The following is a 15377-nucleotide window of genomic DNA, read 5'->3' as shown; positions in this document are numbered from 1 at the left end:
AGGGGCCCGGCGCTTGGACTTTTGCGCGCCGTCGGCGCGGACGCCCCCGCCGGGACGGTGGATCACACGGCGGGGGCGCGGCGGTCCCGGGCCGGGCGGGTCAGGAGGTGGGGAAGTCGTCCGCCGTCCTGATGCGGTCCCGGACCCAGACGCCGGCGGGCTTGAGGGACCCGGTGCCGGTCCAGGGGCCGCCCTTGTCGCAGGTGCCGGTCTTGAAGACCGCGCCGCTGCGCCCGTCGTCGGAGAAGTTCCAGTTGACCCAGCTGATCTTCTTGGAGGCCATCAGGTCCAGGTACTTCTGCGTCATGGCGAAGTCGTCGGCCCCCTCGCCCGCGTAGTTCTGGGTGCCGAACTCGGTGACGAAGACGGGCAGCCTGTCGGCGGCTCGGGCGAGGGTCTTCAGGTACTCGTCCCGGTGCGAGTACGCGTAGAAGTGGAAGGTGTACATGATGTTGGCCGCGTTCACCGGGCTGGAGACGACCTCGGACTCGGTCGCGCCCTCCGAGACGCCGAACGAGGACCACGCGCGCGTGCCGACGAGGACCGGGGTCTCGGGGTCCTTGGCCCGGACGACGGGGATGAGCTGCTCGGCGTAGCTCTTGATCCTGGACCAGGACACGCCGCTGGGCTCGTTGGCGATCTCGTACAGCAGGTTGGTCTTGCTCCCGTGGCGCTGGGCGATCTCGGTGAAGAAGGTCTTGGCGCGGGAGAGGTTGTGGTGGGGGTCGCCCGGGTCGAGCATGTGCCAGTCGACGATCACGTACATGCCGCGCGCGGTGGCCTGCTCGATGAGCGCGTGGGCGAGGTCGGTGTACTTGCGCGGGTCGGTCTCGTAGCCGTCCTCCTGGACGTACGTGGAGACGCGCAGGACGTCGGCCTTCCAGTCCTTGGCGAGGGCGTCGAGCGAACCGCCCGTCAGACACTGGCTGTACCACTGGGTGCCGTGCGAGGACATGCCCCGGAGCTGGATCGGCTTGCCGTACCGGTTGCAGAGCTTGGTGCCGCAGACCTTGAGCTGTCCGTTGATCGCGGCCGGGGTGGTGGCGGCCGCCTCGGACGGCGCGGCGGGGGCGGCGTTCACGGCCGGCGGGGCGGCGGCGAGGCCGAGGAGGAGGGCGCCGAGGGCGGTGCCGGCGACGCCGAGGCGACGCGCGCGGGGTCGTACGGTTCGTGCGGAAGTCATGGGGGTCTCCACGGAACGACGAACGGGGTCTGGACGCCGGAGGGCTGACACCTCCGGGACTGGAAGGAAACCTTCCTAACCAATGGATAGCAGGGGCTCGGACCGCCCCGCAAGGGTCGTGACGGCGGACGGCGTCCGGCGGGCCGAAAGGCGGACGGCCGGGATCCGTCGTGGCGTCAGCCCGCCAAGAGGCCCTTGCGCGCGAGGTAGTTCCGCGCCACGTCCTCCGGAAGGCGGCGCCAGCTGTCCACCTGTTCGTTGAGGTTCGCCAGGTCGGCGGTGGTCAGGACGGTGTTGAGCCGGTCGAGCGCGCGGACGACGTCCTCGCTCCCGGCCCGCTCCCGGTTGACCACGGGCACGACGAGGTCGGCGTTCTGGAGGTGCTTGTCGTCGGCGAGCAGGACGAGCCCGAAGTCGTCGAGGGTGGCGTCGGTGGTCGTGGTGAGGAGCATCTGGTCCCGGCCGCTCCGGACGGCCTGCTTCGCCTGCGTCGTCCCGACGCCCTTCGGGTCGACGGCGGTCACGTCGATGCCGTAGACCTCCTTCAGGCCGGGGGCGCAGTACGGCCGCCGGACGCATTCGTCCCCGGCCGCGAGCCGGACGGGGAGGCCGCTGGCGCCGAGGTCGCCGAGGGTCTTCAGGCCGTGCTCGGCGGCGAAGGCGGCGGTGACGGCGAAGGCGTTCTGGTCGGCGGCCCGGCCGGGGTCCAGGACGGTCAGGCCGCGCGGCCCGGCGAGGGCCCGGAGGGCCTTCATGGTGGCGGCCGGGTCGGGCGAGCCGACGGTCGGCGCGTCCGGCCCGTTGACCTTGGCGTTCAGCCAGTCGGCGAAGGTGGCCGCGTACTCCGGCACGACGTCGATCTGCCCGTTCTCCAGGGCCGGTTCGTACAGCTCGCGGTTGGTGACGGAGAGGATCTTCGTGGAGTGTCCGGCGTCCTGGAGCAGCAGGGCGTACATCTGGGCGAGCAGGTCGCTCTCGGTGAACCCGGCCGAGCCGACGGTCAGCCGGCGCCCGTCGCCGGGCCGTCCGGTGACGGCCCCCCGGTCCTCCAGGGACGGGCCCGTGGAGCAGCCTCCGCAGATCGCCGCCAGGAGGCAGAGGGCGAGCGGACGGGACGCCCTCATGCGCCGCCGCTCCCCCGGGTCCCGGCGGGGGTCAGGCGCCGGATTCCCTCGAAGGCCCCCTCCACCAGGAGGGCGAGCGCCGCGACGAGGAAGGCCCCGGCGACGACCTGCGGCGTGGAGGCGAGGTTGAAGCCGGCGGTGATGATCCGGCCGAGCCCGCCGCCGCCCGCGAGCGCGGCCACGGTGGCGGTGGCGACGAGCTGGACGGCGGCGATCCGCACCCCGGTGAGGACCATCGGCAGCGCGAGGGGCAGCTCGATCCGGGCGAGGACCTGGCCGCCCGTCATGCCCGTGCCCCGGGCGGCCCGTACGACGTCGGGGTCGACGCCCCGCATCCCGACGTACGCGTTGGTGAGCAGCGGGGGCACGGCGAACAGGACGAGGGCGATGATCGTCGGCCACTCCCCGTACGGGCCGAGCGGGCCGAGCAGGAGCAGGACGAGGACGGCGAAGGTGGGGACGGCCCGGCCGGCGTTGGCGAGGTTCACGGCGAGCCCGCCGCCCCTGCCGAGGTGGCCGAGGACCAGGGCGGTCGGCAGGGCGATCGCGCAGCTCAGGGCGAGGCAGACGGCGGTGAGGAGGACGTGCTCGCCGAGCCGGTGCCAGACGCCGTTCTCGCCGGACCAGTGGGCGGCGGTGGTGAGCCAGGACCAGGCGGCGGAGACGGTGTTCACGCGGACCGCGCCCGGGTCCAGGGGGTGAGCAGCCGCTGGACGCCGAGGAGGAGCAGGTCGGCGGCGACGGCGATGACGACGCAGAGGACGGAGGCGGTCAGGACCTGGGCCTTGAAGTAGGTGTTCATCCCGGAGTAGATGAGGTTGCCGAGGCCGCCGTGGCCGACGATCGCGCCGATGGTGACGAGGGAGACGGCGGAGACGGCGGCGAGGCGCAGCCCGGCCATGGCGGCGGGCAGGGCGAGGGGCAGTTCGACGGCGAGGAGGAGCCGGAGCGGCCCGTGGCCGAGGCCGCGCGCGGCCTGCCGGGTCTCCTCGGGGACGGCCCGGAAGCCGGCGAGGAGGTTCCGGACGAGGAGGGTGAGCGAGTACAGGACGAGACCGGCCACGACGAGGGCGGCGGAGAGCCCGTACAGGGGCAGGAGCAGCGAGAACATCGCGAGCGCGGGGATCGTGTAGAGGAGCGTGGTGATCCCGAGGACGGGGGCCGCGACCCAGCGCAGGCGGCGGGCGGCGATGGCCAGGGGCAGGGCGATCAGGAGGGCGAGGGCGACGGAGGCGCCGGTGAGCTGGAGGTGCTGGACGACGGCGTCGGCGAGGATCTCCCTCCGGGTGGAGAGATAGGCGCCGCAGATCCACTCGTTGCGGGCGAGGCAGTCGTCGGGCGGCGCGGTCACGCTCCCATTCGAGGCGGTACGGGCCTCCTCCGCACTCCGACCGGGCCCGTCCGGGGGTGCGGGAAGCTCCGCGGACGGGCCCGCCGCCGGGTGCTCAGGCCTCCTGGAGCACGGACAGGACGTTGCCCGCCGGATCCGTGAACCAGGCGACGGCCGGTCCGTCGGGGCCCCGCACGATGCCCCTGTCGTCGGCGTCGAAGCCGGGGTAGCGCTCCAGGGTCACACCGCGTCCCACCAGCTCGTCGACGGTCCGCTCGATGTCGTCGACCTGGAAGTTGAGGATCGTGAAGGAGGCGGGGGCGTGGTCGTCCTTGGGATACACGAGGACCTGCGCGCCGCCCGCCAGGACGAGGAGGAGCATCTCCATGCCCTCGGGTCCCGACTCCTCCACCTTCAGGCCGAGGGTCTCGCCGTAGAACCGCCGGGCGGCGTCGATGTCGTCGACCGAGAAGCCGCTGAACGCCGGGGTCTCGCCGAACATGGCGCACTCCCTTCCGGAGTCCGTTCCGGGGGCCTCCGGCGAGGCCCCCTTCCAGGATCCGCCGACGGCGGGAGATCCGCCGCTCGGCTCAGGGCGCGATCGGCAGCTGCCGCTTGTGCTCGGTGAGCTCGTAGCGGCGGACGATCGCGTCGAAGGCCTCCCGGGAGACCGGCTTCCCCTCCAGGAAGTCGTCGATCTCGTCGTACGTGACGCCGAGCGCGTCCTCGTCGGGCTTGCCCGGGTCGAGGGTCTCCAGGTCGGCGGTGGGAACCTTCCGCACCAGGTTGTCGGGGGCGCCCAGCTCGGCGGCGACCGCGCGGACGCGCCGCTTGGTCAGACCGGTCAGCGGGACGACGTCGGCGGCGCCGTCGCCGAACTTGGTGAAGAAGCCGGAGACGGCCTCGGCCGCGTGGTCGGTGCCGACGACCAGGCCGTCGTGGGCGCCGGCGACCGCGTACTGGGCGATCATCCGCTGGCGGGCCTTGATGTTGCCCTGCACGAAGTCCTGGTGGTGCGGGTCGCGGAAGGCCACGTCGGCGGCGAGGCAGGCCTCCAGGGCCGCGTCGCTTGCCGCCTTCACGTCCACGGTGAGGACCTTGTCGGGGCGGATGAAGTCGAGGGCGGTCTGCGCGTCCTTCTCGTCGGCCTGGACGCCGTAGGGCAGGCGCATCGCGTAGAAGACGGCGTCGTGGCCGGCGGCGCGGGCGCGCTCCACGGCGAGCTGGCAGAGCCGGCCGGCGGTGGTGGAGTCGACGCCGCCGCTGATGCCGAGCACGAGCGCGCGCAGTCCGGTGGAGGTGAGGCGCTCCGCGAGGAAGGCCACCCGGCGCTCGATCTCCGCCGCCGGGTCGAAGGTGCCGGACACCTGGAGGTCCCGGGCGATCTGCTGCTGGAGGGCGGTGGACGCCGGGTCGGTCACGGGGGGTCTCCTCGTCGTGGGTCGTTCGCTCGTACGGGCCGTGACACGCGTCCGCGCGTCCGGCCCGCACCGCTCGTACAGGGGCCGACTCTACGCACCGGAGCGCCGTGCCGTCGCCCCGTGCCTCCCCGGCCCGTGTCGGTGCGTTCCGGCAGGTCGGGCGGTACGCGCGGGGGACGGCGACGGCGGTCGGTGCCGCCCGCCGGTCCCGTGGCGCGGATGTCCGGGTGCGCCGGGCCCGAAACGTGTCAGGCGGGCCCGGGGCCGCGCAGGGCGCGGTCGAGGCCGTCCTGCGGGAGGCCGGTGAGGGCACGGACGAAGATCTCCTCGTAGGCGGGCTCGCCGATCGAGGCGCGGACCGTGTCCGTGTACTTCTCGTGCAGGGCCCGCAGGCCGGGCAGGCCGCGCCGGGGCTGGCCGGTGGAGCGCCAGTACGCCTCGCCGGTGCCGGAGACGTCCGCGGCGCGCTCGCCCTCGCCGGCCGCCGCGAGGGCGGTGGCCAGGACGTCGAGGCCGAGGGCGACGCCGAGGCTCGCGCCCAGGCGGCGGGTGCCTTCGAGCATGGCGCGGGCGTGGCCGGAGGCGGCGGCCGGGTCGCCCTCCAGGAGGCCGGTGAGGGCGAGCTGGTACTCCAGGGCGGTGCGGGTCCAGTGCTCGTCGAGCTCCTCGCACAGGGCGCGCAGCCGGAGCGCCCCCTCCCGGGCCTCCGCGAGCCGGCCCAGACCGGTGAGGGCGAAGACCCGCACGAGGTGGCAGCGGAGCCGGGCGGCGGAGTCGGCCGGTCCGCCGCGGGCGGCGTCGAGGACGTGGCCCACGACGACGTGGGCGGCCGTCGGGCGGCCGGTGGTGAGGGCGAGGAGGCCGGCGAGGGCGGCGGCGTCGAGGGTGAGGTCGCCGGGCCGGTCGCGGCCGGCGGCCCCGCCGTGCTCCGTGCTCACGGCGTCGCCGGCGTATTCGGCGTGCCGGGCCTCGCGGGCGCAGCGCTCGCTGACGTCCTGGGCGGGGCCGAACTCGCCCTGAAGGACGAGGGTGACGCCGAGGGCCCACAGGGCGCGGGCGCGGACGCGGCCGCGGGCCTCACTGAGGAGCAGGGCCTGTTCGAGGCCGTCGCGGGCCTCGCGGAGGCGGCCGCGGCAGGACCAGGCGAAGGCGACGGAGCCGACGAGGTCGAGGGCGGCGTCGGGGTCGGTGCGCAGGAGCCGGTCCAGGGCGGTGCGCAGATCGGTGTGGTGGGCGTCGACGGTGCGGTACCAGCGGAGCTGGCGGGCGCCGTGCCACTCGGTCTCGGCCCGGCGGGCCAGGCCCCGGAAGTGGGCGGCGTGCCGGTCGGCGACGGCTCCGGCCCCGCCGGTGCGCTCCAGCCAGGTCGCCCCGTACTCGCGGATCGTGTCGAGCATCCGGTGGCGCCCTGCGGCGTCGGGCGGGCGGACCACGGAGGAGCGGACGAGGCCGTCGAGCGCCTCCGGCAGGGTCGCGCGGTCCAGCGGGCCGCCGCCGCACACGGCGGTCGCGGACGCGAGGTCGAAGGGGCCGCGGAAGACGGAGAGGCGGGCCCAGAGGAGGCGTTCGAGCGGGGTGCTCAGCTCGTGGCTCCAGCCGATGGCGGCGCGCAGGGTCTGGTGGCGGCCGGGCCAGACGCGCTCGGTGTGGGCGAGCAGGTCGAAGCGGGCGCCGGGCGCGGCGTCGAGGCGGGAGCCGAGCTGGTCGCGCACGGCTTCGGCGCCCTGGAGGCGGATCTGGGCGGCGGCGAGTTCGAGGGCGAGCGGGATGCCCTCCAGGCGTACGCAGATCTCGCCGGCGGGTCCGGCGGCGGGGAAGTCCTCCCCGGCGGCGCGGCGGAGCAGGGCCAGGGCGTCCGGTCCGGCGGGCGGCAGCGGGTCGAGGGCGATCGTCTCCTCGCCCGCGACGCCGAGGGGCCGGCGGCTGGTGGCGAGGACGGTGAGGCCGGGGGCGGCGGCGAGGAGTTCGGCGACGAGCCGGGCGCAGGGTTCGGCCAGGTGCTCGCAGGAGTCCAGGACGAGCAGCAGCCGGTCGTCGGCGAGGCGGCGGCAGAGGCCGGTGGCGGCCATGCCGGGGGTGTGGTCGGCGAGGTCCACGGAGTCGGCGACGAGCGCGACGAGCAGCCGCTCGCCGTCGAGCTGGCCGAGGTCGGTCCACCAGGCCCCGTCCGGGTACCCCTCGGCGGCCCGGTGTGCGGCGCGCAGCGCGAGCCGGGTCTTCCCGACTCCCCCGACGCCGGTCACGGTGACGAGACGGTGCTCCGCCAACGCGGCGGAGACGCGCTCCAGTTCCGTGCGGCGTCCCACGAAACCGGGGTTCTCGTCCGGCAGATGTCCACGCACGGAAGCAGTGTCCCTCATCTGTCCCCCGAACGGGTGCCTCCGGGCGCTTCGTTACGCACCTACGATCCGTCGCGCGTCCGCGATCTTTCGCGGGCCCGCGACCACGGCCGCAGCTTCTCCGGGTTGCGGACCACCCAGATCCTGGCGACGCGCCCGTCGGCGACGTCGAACGCGGCCACGGTCACGACGGCGCCGTCCTTCCGGGCCACCAGGCCGGGCACGCCGTTGACCGACCGCTCCAGGAGTTCGAGGCCCGGCGCCCTGTCGGCGAGGGCGACCATGTACCGGGCGATGCGCGCACCGCCCTCGACCGGGCGCAGGACGGTGCCGACCATGCCGCCGCCGTCGGCGGTCATCACGGCGGCCGGGTCGAGGAGGCCGACCAGGGCGGCGATGTCCTTGGTCTCCCACGCCTCCTTGACGTGCCCGACCACGTCGGCCCGGCCGGTCGCCGGTGCCGGGCCGGGCGCGGTGTCCACCCGCCGCCGGGCGGAGGACGCCAGTTGCTTGCAGGCGGCGGGGGTCCGGCCGAGGACGCCCGCGATCTCGGCGAACGGGTAACGGAAGACGTCGTGCAGGACGAACGCCACCCGCTCGGCGGGCGTCATCGACTCCAGGACGACGAGGAAGGCCATCGCCACCGACTCGTCCAGGACGATCCGGTCGGCGGGGTCCCCGGAGCCGGCGGAGGAGCCCGCGCGGTCCCACTCGGCGCGGTCGGGCAGCGGCTCGGGCAGCCAGGCGCCGACGTAGCGTTCGCGGCGGGCCCGTGCCGAGCCGAGCAGGTCCAGGCAGATGCGGCCGGTCACCGTCGTCAGCCAGGCCCCCGGGGACAGGATCTCCTCCCGGCGGCTCCGGGGCAGCCCGTACCAGCGCGCGTAGGCGTCCTGTACGGCGTCCTCGGCCTCGGTCACCGAACCGAGCAGCCGGTAGGCGACGTTGATCAGCCGTCCTCGCTCACCGGCCGTGCCGTCCGCGCCGGTCCCGACCGTCCCCATGCCCCGGCCGCCCCCCTCCGCCGTACCTGCGCGGCCCCCGCCTTACCTTTCGCGGGCCCGCGTCGTCGAACGGGTGAGACCTTATCGATCCACTGCCCGGGGGCGGGAAGCCCGGGGCGGAAAAGGGGACTGTGACATGGCCACCCAGGTGACGGCGCACGCGGAGCGCGGCTTCTCCTTCCTGAGGACCGCGATCCTCCTGCAGACCCTGACGCTCTTCCTCCAGGCGGTCTCCGCCGGGCTGCTGCTGACCTCGTCGTACGGAGGGTCGCTGCACGACGTCGGGGCCCGGGTGATGTACGGGGCGTCGATGCTGTACGTCCTCGCGGCGGTGCTGGCGTGGAAGCCGGGCGGCGGCCCGCTCCGGCCCGTGTGGCACGCGTCGGGCTTCCTCGTCCTCGCCTCGGTCCAGGTGGTGGTGGGCATCGCGCACGTCCCGGCGGTCCACGTCCCGCTGGGCGTCCTGATGTTCGGTCTGAGCGTGCTGGCGCTGGCCCGCCGCTGAGGGCCCGCCCCGCCGCTTCAGGGTTTCCCCGGGCGGTCCCCGTGCTCGCCCGGCACGGCCAGTTCCTCCACCGCGTCCGCGCCGACGACCGCGCCCGAGGACCTCTTGCCGCGCCGCAGGCGTCCTTCGAGCCGGGAGGCGAAGGTGGTGAGCGCGAAGTTGAGGATCACGAAGATCACGGCGACGACGGTGAAGCAGGCGATCGTGTTGGCCCCGTAGTTGGCGCTCATCGGGCGGACCGAGGCGAGGAGTTCGGAGAAGCCGAGCATCGCGCCGCCGAGCGCGGTGTCCTTGACGATGACGACGAGCTGGCTGACCAGGGCGGGCAGCATGGCGGTGACCGACTGCGGCAGGAGGACGTACGCCATGGTCTGGCCCTTGCGCATGCCGATGGCCTCGGCCGCGTCGGTCTGGCCGGCGGGGAGGGAGAGGATGCCGGCGCGGACGACCTCCGCGAGGACCGAGGCGTTGTAGAGGACGAGCCCGGTGACGACGGCGTAGAGGGGCCGGGTGTCCGGGCTGACGCCGGTGAACTCGGAGTAGGCGGCGTCCGCGAAGAGCATCAGGATGAGGACGGGGATCGCCCGGAAGAACTCGACGACGGTGCCGGCCGCGCCGCGCACGGCGCGGTGGTCGGAGAGGCGGAGGACGCCGAGGAGGGCGCCGAGGGGCAGAGCGATCGCCATGGAGAGCGCGGCGGCGATCACGGTGTTCTTCAGGGCGGGCAGGACGTACGTCTCCCAGACGCGGGCGTCCGTGAAGAAGGGCGCCCACTTGGACCAGGCGAGCTGGTTCTTGTCGGCGAGGCCCGCGACCACCCACCACACCACGGCGGCGAGCGCGGCCAGGAAGAGCAGGGTCCACAGGAGGTTGCGGCGGCGGGCGCGCGGCCCGGGGACGTCGTAGAGGACGGTGGGGCTGTCCTTCCGCGGCCGTCCCCGCCCGCTCCGGCCCCTCATCGCTTCACCGCCACCTTCTTGGCCACCCAGCCGAGGAACAGGCCGGTGGGCAGGGTGAGGCAGAGGAAGCCGACGGCGAAGATCGCCGAGATCAGGATGAGCTGGGCCTCGTTCTCGATCATCTCCCGCATCAGCAGGGCCGCTTCGGCGACGCCGATGGCGGCGGCCACGGTGGTGTTCTTGGTGAGGGCGATGAGGACGTTGGCGAGCGGGCCGACGACGGAGCGGAAGGCCTGCGGGAGCACGATGATGCGCAGGACCTGGGGGAAGTTCAGGCCGATGGCGCGGGCGGCCTCGACCTGTCCGAGGGGCACGGTGTTGATGCCGGAGCGGAGCGCCTCACAGACGAACGCGCTGGTGTAGACGGTGAGTCCGAGGACGGCGAGGCGGAAGTTGATGGTGGTGAACCGTTCGGCGCCCATGTCGACCCCGAGGGTCTGGAAGAGGCCGAGCGAGGTGAAGACGATGATGACGGTGAGCGGGATGTTGCGGACGACGTTGACGTAGACGGTGCCGAAGCCCCGCATGAGGGGGACGGGGCCGACCCGCATGGCGGCCAGCAGCGTCCCCCAGACCAGGGAGCCGATCGCGGAGTAGACGGTGAGCCGCACCGTCACCCAGAAGGCTCCGAGCAGGTCGTACCCCTGGAGGAAGTCGAACACGGCGGCCCGCTCACTTCACGACGACGCCGATCTTCGGGGCGGGTTCGTTCCGGTAGCCGGCCGGGCCGAAGTTCTTCTCGACCGCCGCGTCCCAGGAGCCGTCGGCGACCATCTTCTCCAGGGCCGTGTTGATCTTCTCCTTGAGGTCGCTGCCCTTCTGGACGCCGATGCCGTAGTTCTCGTTGCTCATCTTGAAGCCGCCGAGCTTGAACTTGTCCTTGAACTCGCTCTGCGAGGCGTACCCGGCGAGGATCGAGTCGTCGGTGGTGACGGCGTCGATGACGCCGTTCTCCAGGCCGGTCAGGCACTCGGAGTAGCCGCCGTACTCCTGGAGCTGGGCGTCGGGGGCGAGCTTCGTCTTGACGTTCTGCGCGGAGGTGGAGCCGGTGACCGAGCAGAGCTTCTTGTCGTTGAGGTCGGACGGCTGCTTGATCGAGTCGTCGTCGGCGCGGATCAGGACGTCCTGGTGGGCGAGGAGGTAGGGGCCGGCGAAGTCGACCTTCTGCGCCCGTTCGTCGTTGATCGAGTACGAGGCCGCGATGAAGTCCACGTCGCCGCGCTGGAGCAGCGTCTCGCGGTCGGCGCTCTTGGCCTCCTTCCACACGATGGCCGACGGGTCGTGGCCGAGTTCCCTCGCGACGTAGGTCGCCACGTCGACGTCGAAGCCGGTGTACGTGCCGTCGGGGGTCTTCAGGCCGATGCCGGGCTGGTCGAACTTGATGCCGACGGTGATCTCGTCCTCCCCGTGGTCGCGGGGGACGGCGGCGTTCGCGAATCCGGCGGAGGTGAGGGAGAGGACGACGGCCGCGGCGGCGGCCGTGAGGGACCTGCCGGTCCTGAGCGGGTTCATGAGGATCACCCCAGGGGGTCTTTCGGCCGGGCCTCGGCCCGGTGCTTGCTCAGTGGTGGAGGATCTTGGAGAGGAAGTCCTTGGCGCGCTCGCTGCGCGGGGCGTTGAAGAACTCGTCCGGGGTCGTCGCCTCGACGATGCTCCCGTCGTCCATGAAGACGACCCGGTGGGCGGCGGAGCGGGCGAAACCCATCTCGTGGGTGACGACCACCATCGTCATGCCGTCCCGGGCCAGTTGCCGCATGACCTCCAGGACCTCGTTGATCATCTCGGGGTCGAGCGCGGAGGTCGGCTCGTCGAAGAGCATCACCTTCGGATCCATGGCGAGGGCGCGGGCGATGGCCACGCGCTGCTGCTGGCCCCCGGAGAGCTGCGCCGGGTACTTGTCCGCCTGCGAGGCGACCCCGACCCGGTCGAGGAGGGCGCGGGCCCGTTCCTCGGCCTCCTTCCGGTCCTTCTTGCGGACCTTGATCTGCCCCAGGGTGACGTTGCCGAGGACGGTCTTGTGCGCGAAGAGGTTGAAGGACTGGAAGACCATGCCGACGTCGGCCCTGAGGGCCGCCAGTTCGCGCCCCTCGGTCGGCAGGGGCCGTCCGTCGACGACGATCTCGCCCGCGTCGACGGTCTCCAGGCGGTTGATCGCCCGGCACAGCGTCGACTTCCCGGAGCCGGAGGGGCCGACGACCACGACGACCTCGCCCCGGTGGACCGTGAGGTCGATGGAGCGCAGGACGTGCAGGGTGCCGAAGTGCTTGTCGACCCCGCGCAGCACCACGAGCGCGTCGCCGCCGTCCGGGACGGGCATGGCACCCTCCTGGGTCACGCCCCCCGCTTCGGGTCACGCCCCCCGTTCCGGGTCGCACCACCCCCGCTCGGGGGCTCCCTCCTCACGTTCATGCTCCGCCCTCCGCCGGACCCGCGCACGCCGGACCCGTCCGCGCCGGGCGGGGGCTCACGGAGGGTGAGGAGGCGCTCGCCGGGGCGTGACCGGCGGTCCGAGCCTGCGCGCGCGGCGGCTCCTTGGCCGACACTGGGGGGTGCGAGCCGAGTGTGCGAGGAGGGTCCGCCATGAGCAGTGCCACGCCCAAGGTCAGCACGTTGCCCCCGGAGCACCGGGAGCGCCTGATGGCCTTCGCCGAGGACGTGTACTTCGAGTCCGGCCACCGCCTCTTCGAGGAACAGCAGCACGCCGATCGCTTCTGGATCGTGAAGACGGGTGCGGTGACGCTCGACGCGCGGGTGCCGGGGCGCGGGTCGCCCGTGATCGAGACCCTGCACCACGGCGAGCTGGTCGGCCTCTCCTGGATGTTCCCGCCGTACCTGTGCCAGTCGGGGGCCGAGGCGATGACACCGGTGCGGGCGTACGAGTTCAACGCGCCGGCCGTCCGGTCGATGTGCCGCTCCGATCCGGAGTTCGGCGCCTCGGTCCTGTTCTGGCTGGGCTCGATCCTGGCGCACCGCCTCCAGGTGACCCGGGTCCGGCTCCTGGACCTGTACGCCCCGCACGGCAGCGGGATCATGGCCTGAGGCCGGTCCCCTGGGCCGCCCCGGGGCGCTGCCGGACCGGGCGGTACGGTGGGGCGCACCGCTGATCCACCCGTACGCGTCCCCGTACCCGCGACCGGCTGTGAGGCCCGCATGACCGACCCGACGACGGCACGCGGGGCGCTCGCCCTGGTGGCCGACGAGTTCACCGAACTGCCCTTCGACGAAGGCCCCTTGACCGGTGACGGGCCGATCGGCTGGCCCGGCTACTCCGCCGCGCACGCCCGCGCCGCCGCCCGGACCGGCGAGACCGAGTCGGTGGTCTGCGGGACGGGCACGGTGGGCGGTGTGGAGGCGGTGCTGATCTCCTTCGAGTTCCGGTTCCTCGGCGGTTCCCTCGGGGAGCGGACGGGGGCGCGGGCCGTCGCGGCCCACGCCCTGGCCCGGGAGCGGCGGCTGCCCGTGGTGGTCCTGCCGGCCACCGGCGGCAGCCGGATGCACGAGGGCATGCGGGCCCTGCTCCAGCTCCAGCACCTGGCCCGCGAGTCGGAGCTGACCCGGGCCGCCGGACTGCCGCAGATCGCGGTCCTGCGGGATCCGACGACCGGGGGCGGCTGGGCCACGCTCGGCGCGGGTTCCGACGTCGTCCTGGCCCTGCCGGGCGCGCAGGTCGCCTTCGCCGGTTCCCGGGTGCGGCCGCCGGACGCGGACCCCGCCGCGTACACCGCCGAGGCGCAGCTCGCGCACGGGCACGTCGACGCGATCGTGGCGCCGGAGGCGCTGCGCGGCGTCCTCGGGCGCTGGCTGTCCCTGCTCACCCGTCCGGCCGAGGGCCCGGTCCCGCCGCCGTACGCGCTCGGCGACCCCGGCGCGGCGCCCGCGGCGAGCGGCCGGGAGGCCGTGGCGCGGGCCCGGCACCCCGACCGGCCCCGGGCCGGCGCGTACCTCGACGCCCATTTCACCCTCCGCGCGGAGATCTCCGGCGACCGCTGCGGCGGTGTCGATCCGGGCGTGCGGTGCGGCTTCGGGCGGCTCTCCGACGGGCGCACCGTCGCCTACGCGGCGCAGTGCGGCACCGCGACCCGCCCGGCCGGCTTCCGCACCGCCGCCCGGCTGGTGCGCCTCGCCGGCCGCCTCGGCGTCCCGGTGCTCACCCTGATCGACACCCCGGGGGCCGCCAACGACGCGGAGGCGGAGCGTTCGGGCGCGGGCAGCGCGATCGCGGACCTGTTCGCCGCCGTCGCGGGCGCGCGGACCCCGCTGACCTCGCTGCTCGTCGGGGAGGGCGGCTCGGGCGGGGCGCTCGCGCTCGCCGCCCCGGGGAACACCTGGGTCACCCCGGACGCGTACTTCTCCGTCATCGCGCCCGAGGCGGCCGCGGCCATCCTCAAGCGCGCGCCCGGAGAGGCCGGCGCGACGGCCGACGAGCTGCGATTGCGTCCGCGCGACCTCGTCGACCTCGGGATCGCCCGGGGCGTGGTGGAGCCCCGGCCCGGGTCGTAGGAACACGGTCGGAGGAACGCGCGGCGACGCATGGCGGCGAGGGAAACGGGCAGGGGCGGAACAGCGGCTGTCCGGGCGGACGAGCGCCGGACGCCACCGTGAACGACGGAGGTGACGTCATGGTCCCCCTTCTCCTCGTCCTCCTGGTGATCCTGGTCCTGTTCGGCGCGGGCTTCGCGGTCGACGTGCTCTGGTACATCGCCATCGCCCTGCTCGTGCTCTGGGTACTGGGCTTCTTCATGCGGAGCGGAAGCGGCCGCTGGTACCGCTGGTGAGCCCCTGGCGACCCCGGTGAGCGGAACCGCCGGGGGCGTCACTCACCCAGGGCCTTCTTCAGCTCCGCCTTGTCCATCGAGGAGCGACCGTGGACGTCGCGGCGCTTGACCTCGGCGTAGAGCTGGTCGTACGTCGGTCCCTGCGCGCCGCTGTGGGAGCGCTTGCCGCCGCGGCGGGACGAGGACATGTCCTGCGTCGAGCTCCTGCTCGCCGTCCTGGACTCGCCGCTGCGGGCCCGCTCCTTGTCGACCGTGCGCGCGGCGATCTCCTCGGCGCGCTTCTCGCTCTCGCCGCGGTCCAGGCCGCTGCCCTTGACGTGCTCGTACTGTCACTCCCGCTCGGGGCTCGATCCGCGCGGCATCGTTCGCTCCTCTCGCTCGGAGACGGGTCCGTCTCCCCTCCCGGACGGCCTCCCCGGGAAATCATGCCAAACCCCCGGATACGGGGCATTCTGGTTCAAGACGTTTGACCGGCGGACCCGCGCCGTCGCCCTCTTCACGGGGTCGGGGCAGGTCCCGAGCACCGTCGGAGGAGCCACATGTCCACCCCCCGCGTCCGATCCGTCCCCCTCGGCCACGGTCCCGAGGTCGCCGGGAATCCGGGGGCCTCGATGCGCCGGGCGGCCCTGGACGGACTACCCGAATTGACCCGCCCCACCACCGTCTCCACCGACGACGCCCAACCCCTCTCCGCCGCCCTGCTCACCCGCCTGACCCAACTCGACGAAGGCACCCCCGAA

The 15377-nt window shown here is 73.8% G+C and carries 17 protein-coding genes and 1 pseudogene; 5 read left to right on the top strand and 13 right to left on the bottom strand.

The window, feature by feature from the left end; genetic code table 11:
- Nucleotides 1-100: 100 nt before the first annotated feature.
- From AB0398_RS32390 to sigJ, 8 genes are all read right to left on the bottom strand, one after another.
- Nucleotides 101-1183: a glycoside hydrolase family 5 protein gene (locus AB0398_RS32390; RefSeq protein ID WP_366379242.1), complete on the bottom strand. Its 1083-nt coding sequence runs from the start codon at nucleotides 1181-1183 to the stop codon at nucleotides 101-103.
- A gap of 176 nt (nucleotides 1184-1359) precedes the next feature.
- Nucleotides 1360-2307, bottom strand: coding sequence for an ABC transporter substrate-binding protein (locus AB0398_RS32385; protein WP_366379241.1), 948 nt, complete (start codon nucleotides 2305-2307; stop codon nucleotides 1360-1362).
- Nucleotides 2304-2981 (bottom strand): ABC transporter permease subunit, encoded by a 678-nt coding sequence (locus tag AB0398_RS32380; protein ID WP_366379240.1) that lies wholly within the window; start codon nucleotides 2979-2981, stop codon nucleotides 2304-2306. The genes AB0398_RS32385 and AB0398_RS32380 overlap by 4 nt, the downstream gene beginning before the upstream one ends.
- Nucleotides 2978-3658 (bottom strand): ABC transporter permease, encoded by a 681-nt coding sequence (locus AB0398_RS32375; protein WP_366379239.1) that lies wholly within the window; start codon nucleotides 3656-3658, stop codon nucleotides 2978-2980. The genes AB0398_RS32380 and AB0398_RS32375 overlap by 4 nt, the downstream gene beginning before the upstream one ends.
- A gap of 94 nt (nucleotides 3659-3752) precedes the next feature.
- Complete coding sequence (locus AB0398_RS32370; RefSeq protein ID WP_366379238.1) at nucleotides 3753-4139, bottom strand: VOC family protein; 387 nt, start codon at nucleotides 4137-4139, stop codon at nucleotides 3753-3755.
- 88 nt (nucleotides 4140-4227) lie between these two features.
- On the bottom strand, nucleotides 4228-5058 hold the full coding sequence (gene nadE / locus AB0398_RS32365; RefSeq protein WP_366379237.1) for an ammonia-dependent NAD(+) synthetase: 831 nt from the start codon (nucleotides 5056-5058) through the stop codon (nucleotides 4228-4230).
- A gap of 248 nt (nucleotides 5059-5306) precedes the next feature.
- On the bottom strand, nucleotides 5307-7400 hold the full coding sequence (locus tag AB0398_RS32360) for an NB-ARC domain-containing protein (protein WP_366379236.1): 2094 nt from the start codon (nucleotides 7398-7400) through the stop codon (nucleotides 5307-5309).
- A 59-nt stretch (nucleotides 7401-7459) separates the two neighbouring features.
- The gene (gene sigJ / locus AB0398_RS32355) at nucleotides 7460-8398 is read right to left on the bottom strand and encodes an RNA polymerase sigma factor SigJ (RefSeq protein WP_366379235.1); all 939 of its coding nucleotides are present in this window, start codon (nucleotides 8396-8398) and stop codon (nucleotides 7460-7462) included.
- Between the two features lie 136 nt (nucleotides 8399-8534).
- Between sigJ and AB0398_RS32350 the strand changes: the two genes are divergently transcribed.
- Entirely contained in the window at nucleotides 8535-8903 is a 369-nt protein-coding gene (locus tag AB0398_RS32350; protein WP_366379234.1) for a hypothetical protein, read from the top strand.
- A gap of 17 nt (nucleotides 8904-8920) precedes the next feature.
- Here AB0398_RS32350 and AB0398_RS32345 read toward each other — a convergent pair whose 3' ends face one another.
- The 4 genes from AB0398_RS32345 to AB0398_RS32330 are packed head-to-tail and all read right to left on the bottom strand — an operon-like array spanning nucleotide 8921 to nucleotide 12179.
- Nucleotides 8921-9862 (bottom strand): amino acid ABC transporter permease, encoded by a 942-nt coding sequence (locus tag AB0398_RS32345; protein WP_366379233.1) that lies wholly within the window; start codon nucleotides 9860-9862, stop codon nucleotides 8921-8923.
- A complete protein-coding gene (locus tag AB0398_RS32340) occupies nucleotides 9859-10524 on the bottom strand; it encodes an amino acid ABC transporter permease (protein ID WP_366379232.1) in 666 nt (221 codons plus the stop codon). Before AB0398_RS32340 ends, AB0398_RS32345 begins: the two co-directional genes overlap by 4 nt.
- Before the next feature lie 10 nt (nucleotides 10525-10534).
- On the bottom strand, nucleotides 10535-11374 hold the full coding sequence (locus AB0398_RS32335) for a glutamate ABC transporter substrate-binding protein (RefSeq protein WP_366379231.1): 840 nt from the start codon (nucleotides 11372-11374) through the stop codon (nucleotides 10535-10537).
- Nucleotides 11375-11423: 49 nt separating this feature from the next.
- Nucleotides 11424-12179 (bottom strand): amino acid ABC transporter ATP-binding protein, encoded by a 756-nt coding sequence (locus tag AB0398_RS32330; RefSeq protein ID WP_366379230.1) that lies wholly within the window; start codon nucleotides 12177-12179, stop codon nucleotides 11424-11426.
- Nucleotides 12180-12442: 263 nt separating this feature from the next.
- On the opposite strand from AB0398_RS32330, the gene AB0398_RS32325 reads away from it, so the two are divergent.
- From AB0398_RS32325 to AB0398_RS32315, 3 genes are all read left to right on the top strand, one after another.
- Entirely contained in the window at nucleotides 12443-12901 is a 459-nt protein-coding gene (locus tag AB0398_RS32325; RefSeq protein WP_062759927.1) for a cyclic nucleotide-binding domain-containing protein, read from the top strand.
- A gap of 111 nt (nucleotides 12902-13012) precedes the next feature.
- A complete protein-coding gene (locus tag AB0398_RS32320) occupies nucleotides 13013-14362 on the top strand; it encodes a carboxyl transferase domain-containing protein (RefSeq protein WP_366379229.1) in 1350 nt (449 codons plus the stop codon).
- A gap of 119 nt (nucleotides 14363-14481) precedes the next feature.
- Entirely contained in the window at nucleotides 14482-14637 is a 156-nt protein-coding gene (locus tag AB0398_RS32315; protein ID WP_062760470.1) for a hypothetical protein, read from the top strand.
- A 38-nt stretch (nucleotides 14638-14675) separates the two neighbouring features.
- Here the strand turns inward: AB0398_RS32315 and AB0398_RS32310 are convergent, their stop codons facing one another.
- Nucleotides 14676-14939, bottom strand: a complete 264-nt coding sequence (locus AB0398_RS32310) for a plasmid stabilization protein (protein WP_366379267.1) — start codon at nucleotides 14937-14939, stop codon at nucleotides 14676-14678.
- 237 nt (nucleotides 14940-15176) lie between these two features.
- Between AB0398_RS32310 and AB0398_RS32305 the strand changes: the two are divergent.
- Nucleotides 15177-15377, top strand: a pseudogene (locus tag AB0398_RS32305) (RNA polymerase sigma factor SigF); the annotation flags it as partial.

Origin of the sequence: Streptomyces sp. NPDC086147, from assembly GCF_040702165.1 — a bacterium.
Classification (GTDB): domain Bacteria; phylum Actinomycetota; class Actinomycetes; order Streptomycetales; family Streptomycetaceae; genus Streptomyces.
The sequence above is the reverse complement of the archived record's forward strand: the minus strand, read 5'-3'. Positions and strand labels throughout refer to the sequence as shown.

Excerpts from the sequence above, each read along its gene's own strand:
- AB0398_RS32315 (WP_062760470.1), top strand. The coding sequence starts at position 14,482 with ATGGTCCCCCTTCTCCTCGTCCTCCTGGTGATCCTGGTCCTGTTCGGC.
- AB0398_RS32335 (WP_366379231.1), bottom strand. The coding sequence starts at position 11,374 with ATGAACCCGCTCAGGACCGGCAGGTCCCTCACGGCCGCCGCCGCGGCC.
- AB0398_RS32385 (WP_366379241.1), bottom strand. The coding sequence starts at position 2,307 with ATGAGGGCGTCCCGTCCGCTCGCCCTCTGCCTCCTGGCGGCGATCTGC.
- AB0398_RS32345 (WP_366379233.1), bottom strand. The coding sequence starts at position 9,862 with ATGAGGGGCCGGAGCGGGCGGGGACGGCCGCGGAAGGACAGCCCCACC.
- AB0398_RS32350 (WP_366379234.1), top strand. The coding sequence starts at position 8,535 with ATGGCCACCCAGGTGACGGCGCACGCGGAGCGCGGCTTCTCCTTCCTG.
- AB0398_RS32320 (WP_366379229.1), top strand. The coding sequence starts at position 13,013 with ATGACCGACCCGACGACGGCACGCGGGGCGCTCGCCCTGGTGGCCGAC.
- AB0398_RS32370 (WP_366379238.1), bottom strand. The coding sequence starts at position 4,139 with ATGTTCGGCGAGACCCCGGCGTTCAGCGGCTTCTCGGTCGACGACATC.
- AB0398_RS32390 (WP_366379242.1), bottom strand. The coding sequence starts at position 1,183 with ATGACTTCCGCACGAACCGTACGACCCCGCGCGCGTCGCCTCGGCGTC.
- AB0398_RS32325 (WP_062759927.1), top strand. The coding sequence starts at position 12,443 with ATGAGCAGTGCCACGCCCAAGGTCAGCACGTTGCCCCCGGAGCACCGG.
- sigJ (WP_366379235.1), bottom strand. The coding sequence starts at position 8,398 with ATGGGGACGGTCGGGACCGGCGCGGACGGCACGGCCGGTGAGCGAGGA.
- AB0398_RS32330 (WP_366379230.1), bottom strand. The coding sequence starts at position 12,179 with ATGCCCGTCCCGGACGGCGGCGACGCGCTCGTGGTGCTGCGCGGGGTC.